The organism is Micromonospora sp. NPDC023888 (assembly GCF_040639415.1).
Lineage (GTDB): Bacteria > Actinomycetota > Actinomycetes > Mycobacteriales > Micromonosporaceae > Micromonospora.
This window is the reverse complement of the sequence record NZ_JBEZZW010000031.1, coordinates 1-14688: the sequence shown is the minus strand read 5'-3', so window position 1 is coordinate 14688 and position 14688 is coordinate 1. Positions and strand designations below refer to the sequence as shown.

General features: G+C 71.2%; 15 protein-coding genes. 3 read left to right on the top strand and 12 right to left on the bottom strand.

Features of this window, described 5'->3' with window-relative positions:
* Positions 1 to 23 precede the first annotated feature (23 nt).
* The gene (locus AB0F61_RS24695; protein WP_357813774.1) at positions 24 to 401 is read left to right on the top strand and encodes a nuclear transport factor 2 family protein; all 378 of its coding nucleotides are present in this window, start codon (positions 24 to 26) and stop codon (positions 399 to 401) included.
* A gap of 6 nt (positions 402 to 407) precedes the next feature.
* On the opposite strand, the gene AB0F61_RS24690 is transcribed toward AB0F61_RS24695, so the two are convergent.
* The 6 genes from AB0F61_RS24690 to AB0F61_RS24665 form a co-directional block, all read right to left on the bottom strand.
* Entirely contained in the window at positions 408 to 929 is a 522-nt protein-coding gene (locus tag AB0F61_RS24690) for an SUKH-4 family immunity protein (protein WP_357813771.1), read from the bottom strand.
* A gap of 109 nt (positions 930 to 1038) precedes the next feature.
* Entirely contained in the window at positions 1039 to 1797 is a 759-nt protein-coding gene (locus AB0F61_RS24685; protein ID WP_357813929.1) for a nucleotidyltransferase domain-containing protein, read from the bottom strand.
* Between the two features lie 20 nt (positions 1798 to 1817).
* Positions 1818 to 2516 (bottom strand): nucleotidyltransferase domain-containing protein, encoded by a 699-nt coding sequence (locus AB0F61_RS24680; RefSeq protein ID WP_357813768.1) that lies wholly within the window; start codon positions 2514 to 2516, stop codon positions 1818 to 1820.
* Positions 2517 to 2610: 94 nt separating this feature from the next.
* Positions 2611 to 3081, bottom strand: a complete 471-nt coding sequence (locus AB0F61_RS24675; protein ID WP_357813765.1) for a molybdenum cofactor biosysynthesis protein — start codon at positions 3079 to 3081, stop codon at positions 2611 to 2613.
* 102 nt (positions 3082 to 3183) lie between these two features.
* Complete coding sequence (locus tag AB0F61_RS24670) at positions 3184 to 5286, bottom strand: PQQ-dependent sugar dehydrogenase (protein WP_357813762.1); 2103 nt, start codon at positions 5284 to 5286, stop codon at positions 3184 to 3186.
* Positions 5287 to 5323: 37 nt separating this feature from the next.
* Positions 5324 to 6271: a LamG-like jellyroll fold domain-containing protein gene (locus AB0F61_RS24665; RefSeq protein WP_357813759.1), complete on the bottom strand. Its 948-nt coding sequence runs from the start codon at positions 6269 to 6271 to the stop codon at positions 5324 to 5326.
* 133 nt (positions 6272 to 6404) lie between these two features.
* Here AB0F61_RS24665 and AB0F61_RS24660 point away from each other — a divergent pair, with 133 nt between their 5' ends.
* Complete coding sequence (locus tag AB0F61_RS24660) at positions 6405 to 7439, top strand: LacI family DNA-binding transcriptional regulator (protein ID WP_357813756.1); 1035 nt, start codon at positions 6405 to 6407, stop codon at positions 7437 to 7439.
* Positions 7440 to 7454: 15 nt separating this feature from the next.
* Here AB0F61_RS24660 and urtE read toward each other — a convergent pair whose 3' ends face one another.
* From urtE to AB0F61_RS24630, 6 genes are all read right to left on the bottom strand, one after another.
* Entirely contained in the window at positions 7455 to 8147 is a 693-nt protein-coding gene (gene urtE, locus AB0F61_RS24655) for an urea ABC transporter ATP-binding subunit UrtE (RefSeq protein WP_357813753.1), read from the bottom strand.
* Entirely contained in the window at positions 8147 to 8923 is a 777-nt protein-coding gene (urtD, locus tag AB0F61_RS24650) for an urea ABC transporter ATP-binding protein UrtD (RefSeq protein ID WP_357813751.1), read from the bottom strand. The genes urtE and urtD overlap by 1 nt, the downstream gene beginning before the upstream one ends.
* Positions 8920 to 10107 (bottom strand): urea ABC transporter permease subunit UrtC, encoded by a 1188-nt coding sequence (urtC, locus tag AB0F61_RS24645; protein ID WP_357813749.1) that lies wholly within the window; start codon positions 10105 to 10107, stop codon positions 8920 to 8922. The genes urtD and urtC overlap by 4 nt, the downstream gene beginning before the upstream one ends.
* On the bottom strand, positions 10104 to 10991 hold the full coding sequence (gene urtB, locus AB0F61_RS24640) for an urea ABC transporter permease subunit UrtB (protein WP_357253273.1): 888 nt from the start codon (positions 10989 to 10991) through the stop codon (positions 10104 to 10106). Before urtB ends, urtC begins: the two co-directional genes overlap by 4 nt.
* Positions 10992 to 11066: 75 nt before the next feature.
* Positions 11067 to 12311: an urea ABC transporter substrate-binding protein gene (gene urtA / locus AB0F61_RS24635; RefSeq protein ID WP_357813746.1), complete on the bottom strand. Its 1245-nt coding sequence runs from the start codon at positions 12309 to 12311 to the stop codon at positions 11067 to 11069.
* Positions 12312 to 12725: 414 nt separating this feature from the next.
* The gene (locus AB0F61_RS24630; RefSeq protein ID WP_357813743.1) at positions 12726 to 13808 is read right to left on the bottom strand and encodes a substrate-binding domain-containing protein; all 1083 of its coding nucleotides are present in this window, start codon (positions 13806 to 13808) and stop codon (positions 12726 to 12728) included.
* 96 nt (positions 13809 to 13904) lie between these two features.
* Between AB0F61_RS24630 and AB0F61_RS24625 the strand changes: the two genes are divergently transcribed.
* On the top strand, positions 13905 to 14369 hold the full coding sequence (locus AB0F61_RS24625; RefSeq protein WP_357813741.1) for a MarR family transcriptional regulator: 465 nt from the start codon (positions 13905 to 13907) through the stop codon (positions 14367 to 14369).
* The last annotated feature ends 319 nt before the right edge of the window (positions 14370 to 14688 follow it).

Sequence of the window (14688 nt, the reverse complement as noted above, 5' to 3'; positions counted from 1 at the left end):
ACACCGATCGGGAGGACGCCACGATGCCGGACAGCGCACGCGAGGCAGAGCTGCTCGATGCCGAGCGGACCCTGCAGGCCGCCCAGCGGGCCGGCGACGTGGCCGCCCTCGACCAACTGCTCGTGGACCAGCTCATCGCCGTCGGCCCGGACGGCCGGACGTACACCAAGCAGGATGACCTGGCCGCCCACCGGGACCGTCGTTCGGTGGTGGAGGAGTTGGTCGAGGAGGAACTGGACCTGCTCGTCGTCGGAAAGACCGGGGTGACGTTCTTCCTGGGGCGGGTGGCCGGGGTGTACGAGGGGGCGGCGTTCGCGGCGCGCCTGCGCTACACCCGGACCTGGGTCCACGACGACCCGCACGGCTGGCGGGTCCTCGCCGCACACGTCAGCCCGGTCTGACCGAGGTCAGGTCTCGTCGTCGGTGTCGAGCAGGCCCTGCTCGTCGAGGAACGCGAACCACCTGTCGTCGCCGGGGGTCAGCTCGGCGTAACCCGGGCCGAGCAGGTAGTAGTCCACGAAGGAGCCGAGGTCGGGGGCGAGTTCCTCGAACGCGTCGGACATGAACCACTCGGTGCCGTTCGGTGGGAAGTACCAGATGGCGCCCGTGCCACGGTCCATGAAGATCGGCTCGTCGCTGCGGGTGCCGACCACCAGCCAGCCCGCCCGGTCCTCCGGGATCGACGAGAAGTCCGGCGCGTAGTCGAGGTGGTACTGGATGCCCGTGAGGGTCGACGTGGACGCCAACTCGACCCGGCCGGCGCGCAGCCCGTCGGCGACCAGCAGCAGATCCCGCAGGTCGTCCGGCAGGCCCACCGGAACGGCATCGATGGCGGCACCCTCGGCGAACTCGGCGAACGCCAGGCTCGCCGGCTGGTCGGCCAGATCAACCCGCAGCTCCTCGATGAGCTGCCGCAGCTCGGGGATCAATCCACCACCTCTGTTCGGATCAGGTCCTCCTCCGGTCGGCCCGGATCTGCCCTCAGCTCCGCGAACCGGCGCGCGTGTTGGTTCTACCACGCACCGGCGAGTACGGGCGTCACCTCGCCGAATCGGTCAACCGGGCCGCCACCACCAGGTCGTTGAGCTGAGCCACGCCTGCGGGTTGCGCGGGCAGCCGGGTGTCGTGGTGCGCCTGGTCGAGCCGTGACGTCAGCTCGGCGAGGTCACGATCCAGGACGGCACCGGCGACAAGGTCGCCCAGGCCGCCGTGTTCGGCGGCGCGCTTCGCCGCGATCAGGTCGGCCAGGTACACCGGCGCCGCCTCGGCGTCCAGCAGACTCGGCAGGTGCGCCACCACCCGACCGGTACGCATCAGGTGGATGCCGGTGAGCAACGCTCGGAAGGTGTACAGCAGTGGTTTGAGCTCACCAGTGGTGTCGAACAACCGGCGCTGGGTGGCGGCGAAGCCACGGTAGTGGTGGGCGTGGTGCCCGGTGAGCACCAGTGGCGCCAGCTCGGCCAACGCGGCGTGCACCGCTGTGGTCCGCACGACGAGCGGGGACAGCAGCTGTTCGAGCACGTAGCCGTTGCGACCCAGCATCAGCCGCACGAACTTGCGCAGGTCGTGCGTGACCAGGTCCAGCTCCACACCGTCGCGGTCGGCCATGACCGTACGGGTTTCGGCCGGCTGCGTCAGCCCGATCACCTCCTCGACCGGGAGCAGGTGCGTACCGCGCAGGTCGACGTCCGAGTCGGTGGACGGGAACCCGTACAGGTGGGCGCCGGAGATGGTGGCGAACACCAGCGGGTACGGCTGCTCGTCGACGATCGCCGTCAGGTCGATGCCGGCCGGCAGACCCGCGGACCCCCAGGTGCTCACGCCGGGCACCGCACGGAACGATCCCGGACCGAGATCAGCCACTGCTCCACCCTCGCCTCGTCGGGCCGCTCGGGCAGCGGGCTGGTGGCGAGGTCCGCCGTCATCCGCCGCACCAGCCGGTCACGCCAGGCCACGACCTCGTCCCAGGGCACCACACCGGCCTTGACCGCCAGCAGACGGTCCCGGTCGGCGCCCACGTCCAGCACCAGGCGGCCGGTGCGGACCAGGTCACCCCCGGCGGTCAGCAGGCGGATCAGGTGCATCACGTGCCGCCACACCGGCGCGCCGGAACGGGCGATCCCGCGCTCGGCCTTGCCGAACTGGGCGGTGGCGTAGCGCAGGTAGGTGTCGGCCACCCGTCGGGACAGGAAGGCCGGCGTGAGCGCCCGCAGCTCCGCGCCCAGCGGGGTGCACGTCTCGACAAGCGGTGAGTGCAGCACCTCCAGGACCGTGGGGTTGGCCGCCAGCGCCAGCCCGCAGACCCGCTCCACCTCCCACCGCATCTGCTCCGGGAGCGGCCCCTCGTGGTGCGACGCGGGTTTCCGCAGCCCCCAGAACGCCGAGGCGGGTAGCGCGTACACCCCGCGCCGGTCGGTGTCCGAGGCCGCACCGGCCAGACCGAATGCCCGGGACCCCACGACCACCTGGAGGATCGTCCGATCGTCCACCTGCTGATCCGTCAGCGGTTGCGTCATTGCCGCCTCCCCCGGGCGCTGGTCGGCCGCCCCGGCCGGGCGGTGTCCGGTGCACACCATGCCGGTTGCGGGGCGCTACCGTCGAGTCGTTTCCTCAGCTCACCACGGCGTCGACCGGGCCGATGCGCAGGGTCCCGTCGTTGAGTGGCGTGCAGCGGATGCCGCCGGTGGTGCGCAGCGCCTTCCAGGTCCCGGGGCCGACGGTGACGTCCATCCAGGCGCAGGGCCGGGCGGCCCGGTTGACCCGCAGACTCACCGGGCCGTCTCCGGAATCCAGGACCAGCACCCTGCCGATCAGCTCGTCCACCGCGATCCCGGTGGTGAGGATGTTGCGCCGGACCTCCGCCAGGCCGATGCCGACCGGCAGTGACTCCTGGGCGATGACCGTGACGCTGGCGTCGCGGTGCGCCTGCTGGCCGAAGTACCGGTCGCCGACGATTCCCAGGTGTGCCCGGATCCGGACCGTGTCGACCAGCTCGCCGGGTGGGGCCGGCGCGGGGCCGTCGGCGGGCCGGCCCAGGAAGCGGTGCACGGGCGAGGCCAGCAACTCGACGATCTCCGGCATGGCAGGGATTCTACGAAGCGGACCCGGTCCTGCGGGGCAGGTCGACGGATGACCCGGTGGGGACGACGACGCGAACGTCGCCGTCCCCACCCGCTACGGGGCTCAGGCCGGTGTTCCGGTGACGGTCAGGTTCCGTACCCGGCCCACGTTGTCGAACGAGCCGAAGCCCACCCGCCCCGAGCCGAACGTGGTGTCCTTGGCGGTCAGCAGCGGGTCCCGGTGCCCGTCGACGTAGACGGCGATCTCACCGGTGGCCGGCAGGTGCACCACCCGGACGCGGTGCCAGGCGGCATCGGTGATGGCCGGGTTGGCACCCCGGGAGCGGCCGTTCCACTGGTGGTCGATGCGCTCCCGGTCGGCGTTGTTGACCTTGAAGATGCCGTTGTGCGGGTAGATGGTGTTGTCGGTGGAGAGGTGGGCGTAGTAGAACTCGGTGTCCGACCGCCAGCCGAAGACGATGATCACGTCCCGGTTGGTGACCTCCACCGGGGTGTCCAGTCGCACCTGGGCGTCGACCTGCACGGACGACCACGCCGGGCCGGCGGTCAGCACGGCGTACTCGAATGGCCGGCGCGGCCCCGGCCGGCTCTCCCCGGCCTCGGCGAGGATGACCTGGTCGCCTGTGAACTGCCACTTCGCCGGCGTCACCGGCGCCCAGTTCGACGCCCCGGCGGTGCGGCGCACTGTGGTGTCGCCGACGTCGCCGTCGGCGAACTCCCGCGTGCCGGTGACCTTCCAGATCTTTCCGTTGGCCTTGGCGACGAGGTAGAGCTCACCGGCGGCGTCGGTGCCGAAGCGCAGGTCCACCCGGTTGGGGTCGCCGGGCGCGCCCGGCGCGGAGAGGTCACGCATCCGGACCGGGGTGCCCGCCGCGTCGAAGAGCGCGAGCTGGTGGATCGGGGCCAGGCCCCGACCCCGGCGCATCTCGTTCGCCTCGGTGTAGAGCACCCGGCCGTCGACCAGGTCACCGAAGACGTACTTACCGCGCAGCGCGGGCAGCGCGCGACCCCGGTAGACGAACCCGCCGGCCACCGCGACACCGACGTCGTCGGTGCAGTTCCAGCCGGCGGCGGGGTCGTGGTCGTACGCGGCGACCGGGTACGTGTAGCCGTATTTGTCGTCGTCGGCGGGCAGCGGGAGCAGCCGGTCGCAGGGGCTCGTGGCGGCCTTGTCGAAGACGAACGAGCCCTCGCGCTCACTCCAGCCGAAGTTGTCGCCGGCGCGGACCTCGTAGATCGCCTCGACGGCGTGCTCACCGATGTGCCCGAGGTACATCCGGCCGGTCGCCCGGTCCCAGCTGAACCGGTGCGGATCGCGGAAACCCACGGCGTAGATCTCGCCGAGCGCGCCGGCCCGGCCGACGAACGGGTTCGCCGGTGGGATGCCGTAGCGCCCGTTCGGGGAGTTGGTGCCCCGGGGGTCGATGCGCAGCAGCTTGCCGTGCGGCAGGGCCAGGTTCTGCGGGTCGGTGTTGCGCGCGCCCTGACCACCGTCGCCGACCGCGAGGTACAGCAGGCCGTAGTCACGGTCGTGACGCTTGGCCGTCGGGTTGAAGTTGATCTCCTGGATGCCGTGCACCTGACCGCCGAAACCGATGCGCAGCACCTCGCGGTGCGTACCGGCGAAGGTGGCGGCGGCCGGGTCGGTCGCCGTCCACTCCGTGATGACACCGTGGAAGAGCGCGTTGGGCTGGGTGTAGTCCGCAGTGGCGGTCGTCGTCGACGCCAACTCGGTGTGGATGGTGTAGAACCGGCCGTTCACCCCGAACTCCGGGTGGAACGCCACGTACCCGAAGCCCTGGCCGAGCCCACGACCGGAGAAGAACTGCGGCGCGAACGTCGCGGCCACGTCCAGGTAGACGTGCGGCACGCCGCCCTCGACCAGGTAGAGGCTGCCGTTGAGGTCGGGCACCGCCCGCCGGCCGGAGCCGTCGGGCAGCTCCATGATCGTGTTGATCCGCGCGGTACGCATGAGTCGCGCATCGGTCGGGGCGGGAGTGGGGTACGACTGCGCGAAGCTGGCGTACTCGCTGAGGACCAGCCCGAGGCGGGATTGGATCGGCATCTCCGGGATCGGGTCGTCGACCGCGTCGGCCGCTCGTGCGGGCGCGGCGACCAGTGTGGACAGGATCAGCACGAGGGCGGTGAGGCCGGCGGCCAGGGTGGGCCGGCGGACTCCGCCGGCACGGCGGCGCAGGGTGTGCACGCGTGTCTCCTTCTCGGTGGGACGGTGCCGAGGGTGGTCAGCGGGCCAGGTGGCGGTACTGCCTCCGCACGTCGGTCGCGGAGACCACACTGTCGAGGAACATCAGGCCGTCCATGCGGCAGTCGCACGGGTTGCGCTCAAGCGTGTCCTGGGGGAAGCTGCCGCCGATCTTGATGCCCCGGGGGTCGGACGCCGTGGTCACGTGCGGACCGGGCCCGGACACCAGCCACGGGTCGTCGGCGCGGGTGTAGAAGCCGTCCACCGGTTCGCCGTCGCGGTAGAGGGCGAGCGCGCCGGTGTCGAAGTCGAAGGTGGCGGCCAGGTGCACCCACTCCCCCACCGGCAGCAGCTCGCGCCAGTCCTGGACGGCGGCGAAGGTCTGCGAGTTGCCACCGTCGAGCCGTCGGCCGAGCGCGACGAGACGCAACTGTCCGTCGACGTCGATCAGCTCCAGCAGGGCGCGGACGCCGTGGCCGTCGGAGTCGCCGGTGAGCACTCCGGCCAGCCCGATCGCGTTGTACCTGTCGTCCGGGTCGGCGGTGGTGGAGTTGGGCAACGGGCTGTCCATGTTCAGCTTGAACCAGCCCATGACTGTGGTGCCCGCGGTGGCGCTGAAGGCGCGCAGCGTCCGTACCCCGCTGGCCGACCAGGTGCCGGCCTTCCAGTCGTCGTTGCCGGCGACGGTGGGGGCGACCTGCCGGGTCTGCACCGCGTTGCGGCTGCCCCGGTAGGCGCGGTCCGGCACCCGCATGGCGGCACCGCCGTTGATCAGCTCGATCTCGGTGCCGGAACGCCCCTGGTCGCGTTCCAGGGCGGGGTCGCCGGGCACCGGGTGGTCGAAGTCGTACGCGGCGACCAGGTGCGCGCGCAGCGCCGGGTGGACGTCGGGTGAGATGCCGCGATCCGCCTGCGCCGGTGGCGTGCCGGCGCCGGTCAGTGCGCCGATCGCCAGGAGGGAGACGGCCGCTCGTCGGGCCCTGGACATGGCTGTCACCTCGTTTCGCGGCATGCTGGATGCCGGTCACGTAAGCGCTTACGTAAGCGCTTACGTACCCTAGGCTTCGATCAATGTCACTCGCAATAGATCGGGTGACATGAATGTTGTCGGAGGGTTGCGGATGCCCAGGGCCAGCCACCGGCCGCGCCTCGTGGACGTCGCCGAACAGGCCGCCGTCTCACTGGCGACCGCCTCCCGCGCGCTCGCCGGCCGGGAGGGCGTCAGCGCCGAGGTGGCCGACCGGATCCGGCAGATCGCCGGCGAGCTGGGCTACGTGGCCAACCCGTACGCCCGCACCCTGGCCAGCGGGGCCACCTCCACGGTCGGGTTGATCGTCCACCAGATCGACGACCCGTACTTCGCCGAGATCGCCGCCGGGGTCATCCAGCTCGCCGCCGAGCGGGGGCTGCTGGTGCAAATCTGCCAGTCCGGCCGCGACCCCGGCTACGAGTTGCAACAGTTGCGCCACCTGATCGCCCAACGGGTCGGCATCGTCCTGATCAGCGGTTCCGGCTACGACGACCCGCGGATGGAGGCCGCGGCCCGCGCCGAGTTGGCCGCGTTCCAGGACCACGGCGGACGGGCCGCCGCCATCGGACGGCACGCGCTCGGCGTCGACGCCGTCCTGCCGGACAACGAGGCCGGCGGCCACGCCCTCGCCCAGCACCTGATGGACCTCGGCCACCGGCGGATCGCGGTCGCCGCGGGCAGCGCCGGCCTCACCACCGTCGCCGACCGGCTGGCCGGTGTGTCGTCGGCCCTGCGGCAGCGCGGGCGGTCCCCCGCCGACCTCGCCGTCGTGCACGGCGACTTCACCCGCGCTGGCGGACGCGCCGCCGCCGAACAGATCCTCAACGAGCATCCCGAGACGACGGCGATCATCGCGCTCAACGACGCGATGGCCATGGGTGTGCTGTCGACGCTGCGGTCCCGCCGGGTGCCGGTGCCCGCGCGGATGTCCGTCGTCGGCTTCGACGACGTCTCCGTGGCGGCCGACCTCGCGCCCAGCCTCACCACCATCCGCCTGCCGATGACCGAGATGGGCCGCACGGCGCTCACCCTCGCCCTCAAGCCCCACACGACACGCCCCCGCCGCCGGCCCACCGGGCACCTGCTCGTCGTCCGCGACTCGACCGGGCCCGCACCCACGACCTGACCGACGCCGCGCCGATCAGACCGCCAGGGCCGCCCGGACCTCCCGTTCCGCCGTGACACCCCCGTCGCCGTGCGAGGTGACCCGCCCGGACTCCAGCACGTGGTAGCGGTTCGCCACCCGCAACGCGAAGCCCAGGTGCTGCTCGACGAGCAGCACGCTGAACCCCGACTGCCGGGTCAACTCGACGATCCGTTCCTGGATCTCGGCGACCACCGACGGCTGGATGCCCTCGGTCGGCTCGTCGAGCATCAGCAACCGCGGCCGGGTGATCAACGCCCGGGCGATGGCCAGTTGCTGGCGCTGACCGCCGGAGAGCAACCCGGCCCGCCGCCGCAGCAACGGGCGCAACGCCGGAAAGAGGTCAAGCACCTCCGCGGTGGCCACCGCGCCGTCGCGCCGCCCGTCGGCGACCAGCCGCAGGTTCTCCGCGGCGGTCAGGTGCGGGAAGCTCTGCTGACCCTGCGGGACGTACGCCATGCCGCGCGCCACCCGCTCGTGCGGCCCGAGCCGGGTGACGTCCTCGCCGTCCAGCTCCACGGTGCCGGCGCTCGGGCGCAGCAGCCCCGCCGCGACCCGCAGCAGGGTGCTCTTGCCGGCGCCGTTGTGCCCGAGCACGGCGGCCACCCCGTCGGGCGGGACGGCGAGGTCCACCCCGTGCAGCACCCGGGAGCGCCCGTACCCGGCGTGCACCCCGCGCAGCGTCAGCATCATGCCTCCCGAACGGTCGGGGCCGACCCGGCGTCGACCGGGTGGCCGAGGTAGACCTCCTGGACGCGCGGGTCCGCCTGGACCTGCGCCACAGTGCCCTCGCTGAGCACCCGACCGGCGTGCAGCACGGTGACGGTACGCGCGAACCGGCGCAGGAAATCCATGTCGTGCTCGATCACCACCACCGTGCGGTCCCGGCTCACCGTCTCCAGCAGGGCGCCGGTGGCGTCGCGTTCCTCGTGGCTCATCCCGGCGACCGGCTCGTCGAGCAGCAGCAGCCGCACGTCCTGCACCAGCAGCATGCCGATCTCCAACCACTGCTTCTGGCCGTGCGCGAGCGTCCCGGCGAGGTGCCCGGCCCGCCCGGTCAGCCCGATGGTCTCCAGGGCCGCGGCCACCTCGTCGGGGATGTCGCGCCGACGACGGGCCAGGGTCGCCCAGCTTCGACGGGCACCGGCCGCGATGTCGAGGTTCTGCAACACCGACAGCTCCTCGAAGACCGTCGAGGTCTGGAACGTGCGCCCGATACCCAACCGGCTGATCCGGTGTACCGGGCGGCCCAGCAGCTCGTGCTCACCGAAGCGGACCGAACCGGTGGCCCGGACCAGGCCGGTGATCGCGTCGACCAGTGTGGTCTTGCCGGCACCGTTCGGCCCGATCAGGAACCGGATGTCACCGGCGGGCACCTCCAGCGAGACACCGTCGACGGCGGTGAACCCGTCGAAACTGACCCGCACGTCACGGACGGACAACCCGTCCAGCCGTTCCTCGCTCATGCCGCCGGCACCTCCGCCCGCTCGGCGCGTCGTCGGCCCGTCGGTAACCACCCACGCCCACGCGCTGTCGCGCCGCCCTCCCGGCGGCGGGCCAGCGCCCACAGCGACGCCAGGCCACCGGGAAGGAACGCCACCACCACCACGAAGAGCAGACCCTGCAGGTACGTCCAGGTGCCGGGAAAACGCTCCGACAGGGCGGTACGCGCCCAGGCCACCGCCACCGCGCCGAGCACCGGGCCGAGAAGGGTGGCCCGGCCGCCCACCGCGACCCCGATGACGAACTCGATCGACGGGACGATGCCGATCAACGCGGGCGAGATGATGCCCACCGCCGGCACGAACAGCGCCCCGGCCAGCCCCGCCATGCCCGCCGCCACGACGTACGCGACAAGCTTGACCGACGCCGGGTCGTAGCCGAGGAAACGGACCCGCTCCTCACCGTCGCGGACCGCCACCAGCAGCTCCCCGTAACGGCTCTGAATGAGTTGGCGGGCCAGCGCGAGCAACGCCAGCAGCATGCCGGCGATGATGAAGTAGACCATCCGCTGGTTGACCGGATCGTCCAGGTCGTAGCCGAAGAAGCCCTTGATGTCGGTCAGCCCGTTGGTGCCACCCGTGGTGCCCTGCTGCCCGATCAGCAGGATCACCATCGCCGCCGCGAGGGCCTGACTGAGGATGGCGAAGTACGCGCCCCGGACGCGGCGGCGGAAGACGAGCGAGCCGAGCCCGAAGGCGACAGCCATCGGCAGCAGCACCGTCGCGGGCAGCGCGAACCACGGGCTGGCGAACGGTCGCCACCACAGCGGCAGTTCGTCGAGCTGCCCGTACAGTTGCATGAAGTCGGGCATCCCACCGGGGCCCGCGTCGGCGAGCTTGAGGTGCATGGCCATCGCGTAGCCGCCGAGGCCGAAGAAGACGCCCTGGCCGAGGGTCAGCATCCCGCCCCGGCCCCAGGCGATCCCGATGCCGACCGCCACCATGGCGACGCAGAGGTACTTGGCGAGCAGGGCCAGCCGGAAGTCCGACAGCACCAGCGGCGCCACCGCGAACAGCAGCGCCGCGCCGAACGCGAACCCGGCAGCCGTGCGCAGCCGCGATCGGCCCGCGGGCCGGCCCGGTGGTTCGGCGCCGGCGGGTGCCGGGTGGACGGCGGTGCTGGGGGGCGCGGGGGTCACGGCGGTCATGCGAGGCTCCTGGTCCGCAGGGTGAACAGGCCCTGTGGCCGCCACTGGAGGAACGCGACGATCGCCACGAAGACGATCACCTTGGCGACGCTGAGGGTGGTCAGGTACTCCCCGGTGGCCTGGAGCACGCCGAGGGCGAAGGCGACGATCACGCTGCCCTTGAGCTGGCCGATGCCGCCGACCACGACGACCAGGAAGGCGTCGATGATCAGGTTGGTGCCCATGGTCGGGCCGATCGGGCCGAGCAGGGTCAGCGCCACCCCGGCCAGCCCGGCCAGGCCGGAGCCGACGAAGAAGGTCGTCCGGTCGACCCGGGCGGTCGGAATGCCCGACACCGCGGCGAGGTCGCGGTTCTGCACCACCGCGCGAATGCGGCGTCCCAGCGGGGTGAGCCGCAGCGCCAGGGTGAGCGCCGCGACGGCGGCCAACGCCAGGGCCAGGATGAACAGCCGGTTGTTGGCGATGGTCAGCCCGCCGGGCAGCGCCACGTTGCCGGTCAGCAGTTCGGGAGCGCGGGTCTGCACGTTCGGGCTGCCGAACACGTCGCGGGCGAGCTGTTGCAGCATCAGCGACACACCCCAGGTGACGAGCAGGGTGTCCAACGGTCGGGCGTAGAGCCGGCGGATGAGCAGCATCTCCAGCAGGACGCCCATCGTGCCGGCGACCACGAACGCCACCGGCAGCGCGACCACAAGTGACAGGCCGGCCCCGGTGATGCTCTGTTGCAGGACGTAGGTGGTGTACGCGCCGGCCATGATGAACTCACCGTGCGCCATGTTGATCACGTTCATCTGGCCGAAGGTCAGCGCGAGGCCGAGAGCGATGAGCAGCAGCACCGCGCCGATGCTGATGCCGGTGAAGAGTTGACCGAAGAGGACTGTCACGGTGGGTACTCCGTACTGCTGGTCGGGGGGCCCGGGCAGAGCGCGCGGCAACGCGCCCCACCCGGGCCGGCATCGTCAGCTCAGGCCGCTCGCCCAGGGGTAGGTCTTGAGGAACGGGTCCGGCTGCACCGGCTTGCCGGAGTTCCACACCTCGCTGATCAGGCCGTCCGCGCCGATCTTGCCGATCCGGGCGGTCTTGGCGATGTGCTGGGTCGGGCCGTCGACGGTGACAGTGCCCTCCGGCGCGTCGAAGGTGATCCCCCCGGAGGCGGCGCGGACCTTCTCCACGTCGAAGGCGCCCGCCTTCTCGACCATCGCCTTCCACAGGTACACCGCCACGTACGCGGCCTCCATCGGGTCGCTTGTCGGCTTGCCCGCCCCGTACCTGGCCTTGTACGCGGCCACGAACTTCGAGTTCGCCGCCCCGGGCGTGGTCTGGTAGTAGTTCCAGGCGGTGAGCTGGCCCTCCAGGTACTGGGTGCCGATGCCCTTGACCTCCTCCTCGGCGATCGACACCGACACCACAGGCATCGCGGTGGCGGTCAGGCCAGCCGACTTGTACTCCTTGAAGAAGGCCACGTTGCTGTCACCGTTGAGGGTGTTGAACACGGCGTCGGCCCCGGCCGACTTGACCTTGTTGACGATCGTGCCGAACTCGGTGGATCCGAGCGGCGCGTAGTCCTCGCCCGACACGGTCATCCCGTTGGCGGCGGCGTACGCCTTGATGATTTTGTTGGCGGTGCGGGGAAAGACGTAGTCACTGCCGACCAGATAGACCGACTTCGCGCCCTGCGCCTTGAGATAGTCGAGCCCGGGAACGATCTGCTGGTTTGTCGTCGCGCCCGTGTAGAAGATGTAGGGCGACTGTTCCAGTCCCTCGTACTGCACGGGATAGAACAACAGCGCCTTGTTCTTCTCGAACACCGGCTTGACCGCCTTGCGGCTGGCCGAGGTCCAGCAGCCGAAGACGGCGGCGACCCGGTCCTCGGAGATGAGCTTCTCGGCCTTCTCGGCGAAGGTGGGCCAGTCCGATGCGCCGTCCTCGCCGACCGGCTGGATCTTCTTGCCGAGGACGCCGCCGGCCGCGTTGATCTCCTCGACGGCGAGCATGATGGAGTCGCGGACGGTGACCTCGCTGATCGCCATGGTCCCGGAGAGCGAGTTGAGCAGGCCGACCTTGACGGTGTCGCCGGAGATGTCGGCGGTGACGCCTGTCGCACCACCCTCGTCGGTGGTCTTGCTGCCGCACGCGGTCAACGCGGCCGCGGCGACCAGGGTCATGGCACCCGCCAGGATGCGGCGGCCCCGGAATAATGACATCAATTCTCCCCTGCGGTGCACTCAACGTGGCGAATGGACGGTCGGTGCGGTCCGGTGGTTCTGAAGCGGGCGATGCCAGGGTCGACGGGTGGACGTCACCGGGGCACCGCAGCGGATACGGGCAGGGAAAGCGTCGACCGGCATCATTGCGATCGTGTTTCCCGGCCCTTAATTGAGTGTTTCCCGCGGGCCGCGCAGCGTGGTCACGAAAAGACGGCCGACACCGTCGGGGAAAGACGGTGTCGGCCGCTGGAAATCTCGGAGAAATTGCCACCACAATGGTCGGCGAATGCGGTCGCCGATCGTGGACACACATTGGTGGCGGCTGCCCGCAGGGGCAGATCCTTCACGCAGGAAGTATCTTAGGGCCGTGTCGGGTGCGGCTGTCAAGGGTTGCCTGGACCCGGCCGCCGTTCAGAGCTGGGCGAGCACCGTGAAGTCGAGCCCGTCGGCCTCGGCGAGGTAGATGCGCTGACGCACGTGCCGCCGGCGCAACCGCAACCGCCCGCGCGGCCCGTGGTACGCCACGGTGTCGGCCGCCGTCTCGATGGCCCGCACATCGAGCGTGCGGGCCTGGCCGATCAGCGCGGCGAGCAGCATCACGCCCTCGTAGCAGGACTCCCCCAGACTGCCGAGCGGCGGCGCCTCGACCCCGAACCGGCGGGCGAACTCGCCGTGGAAGTCGAGGTTCTCCTGGGTCACCAGCCCGGCGAAGAAACCCGCGGTGCTGTACAGCCGGCGGGTCGCGCCGGCACCGCTGGCCAGCAGCATGTTCTCGTCCATCAGGGTGCTCAGCCGCAGACACCGCTGGTCCAGCCCGGAGCGGGCGAACGCCCGGTTGAACCGCACCGCGTCGGCACCCACGAGCAGCATCAACACCGCGTCGGCGTCGCTGTGCTCGATGCGACGCAGCACCTCGTCGAAGTGGTGCGCGTCCAACGGCAGGAAGTGCTGGCCCACCACCTGCCCCCCGCCGCGCAACGCGTACGACTGGGCGGCCCGCGCGGTACGCCGCGGCCACACGTAGTCGTTACCGACCACGAACCAGCGACGCACCCCCTGCTCTCCGGCGAGCAGCCGCATCGCGGGCCACAGTTGGGCGTCCGGCGTCTCGCTGGTCAGGAAGACCCCTTCGGTACGTTCACCGCCCTCGTAGAGTGCGGTGTAGACGTACGGCACCCGGTGTGCGACGCGGGGTGCCAGTGCCTGGCGCACCGAGGAGATGTGCCACCCCGTCACACCCTGCACGGCCCCCACCGATACCAGCGCCTCGACCTCGGCGGCCACCTCGGCCGGCGGCGCTCCACCGTCGACCAGGACCAGCCGCACCTCCCGACCCAGCACCCCGCCACACCTGTTGATCTCCTCGACCGCGAGTTGCGCACACAGCTCGCAGGTGGGGCCGAACATGCCGGCCGGCCCGCGCATCGGATAGACCAGGGCGATGCTGACCACGGCACGGTCGACGGTCAGCCACGGCGGTGCCGGCGCGGACATGTGCACATGATTGCCCGGCCCACGACGGAAGACCAGAGCTCACCACTGACCGGGACGACTCGGTAGCATGACAGGGCCACCGGACCAGGGAGTTTCATGTCAGACGTGCCCGGGGCGCCAGCGGACCTGCTGCGCTCGCTCACCCGCGCCGAGCGGCTGCTCTCGCGCCGAGTGGGCGCCGTCCTGGCCGACGACGCACTGACCATCGAGGCGTGGCGGGTGCTCTGCCTGCTCGCCGACGGCCAGGGCCACCCGATGAGCGAGGTTGCCGCCGAGGCGTCACTGCCCCCTGGCACCCTCACCAAACTTGTCGACCAGCTCGTCGACCGTAACCTCGTCTTCCGCCGGATCGATCCGGCCGACCGCCGACGGATCCGCGCCTACCTCACGGCTCGGGGCCGCCGTGAGCACGACCGCCTCGACCAGCGGGTCCGAGCCAGCCTCGCCGAGCTGGGCGTCTCGCCGGAGGCTCCACTGATCCAGCAGCTCGACGACCTGATCGGCCGCCTCGACCCGGCTCGTCGCCGCGAGCACGCCGACGTGAGCCGCCCTCACCGCTGACCCGCATCCTCGCCTCACCAGTCCCACCCGCCGTGCTGCAGATGATCCTGAACCAGGCGACGGCCGACCCCTGCGCGGACGGGACGGCACAGAGGCGCGCCCACAGCGCCGCAAGCCCTCCGGGCAGGCACCGCCCAACCCAGACAACAACACACCCGCCTACCGGCAGCATCGCGACGGCCGAACTATCGAGAGCGTGATGCCTGTGAGTCATCATGATGACTCACAGGCATCATCCGCGGCCAGGCCGCTGCGCAGGTAGTCCGCTGTGCTCTTCGCCCGTTCGCTGTCGTCCCGGGTCAGGCCGTCCACCTGCGGG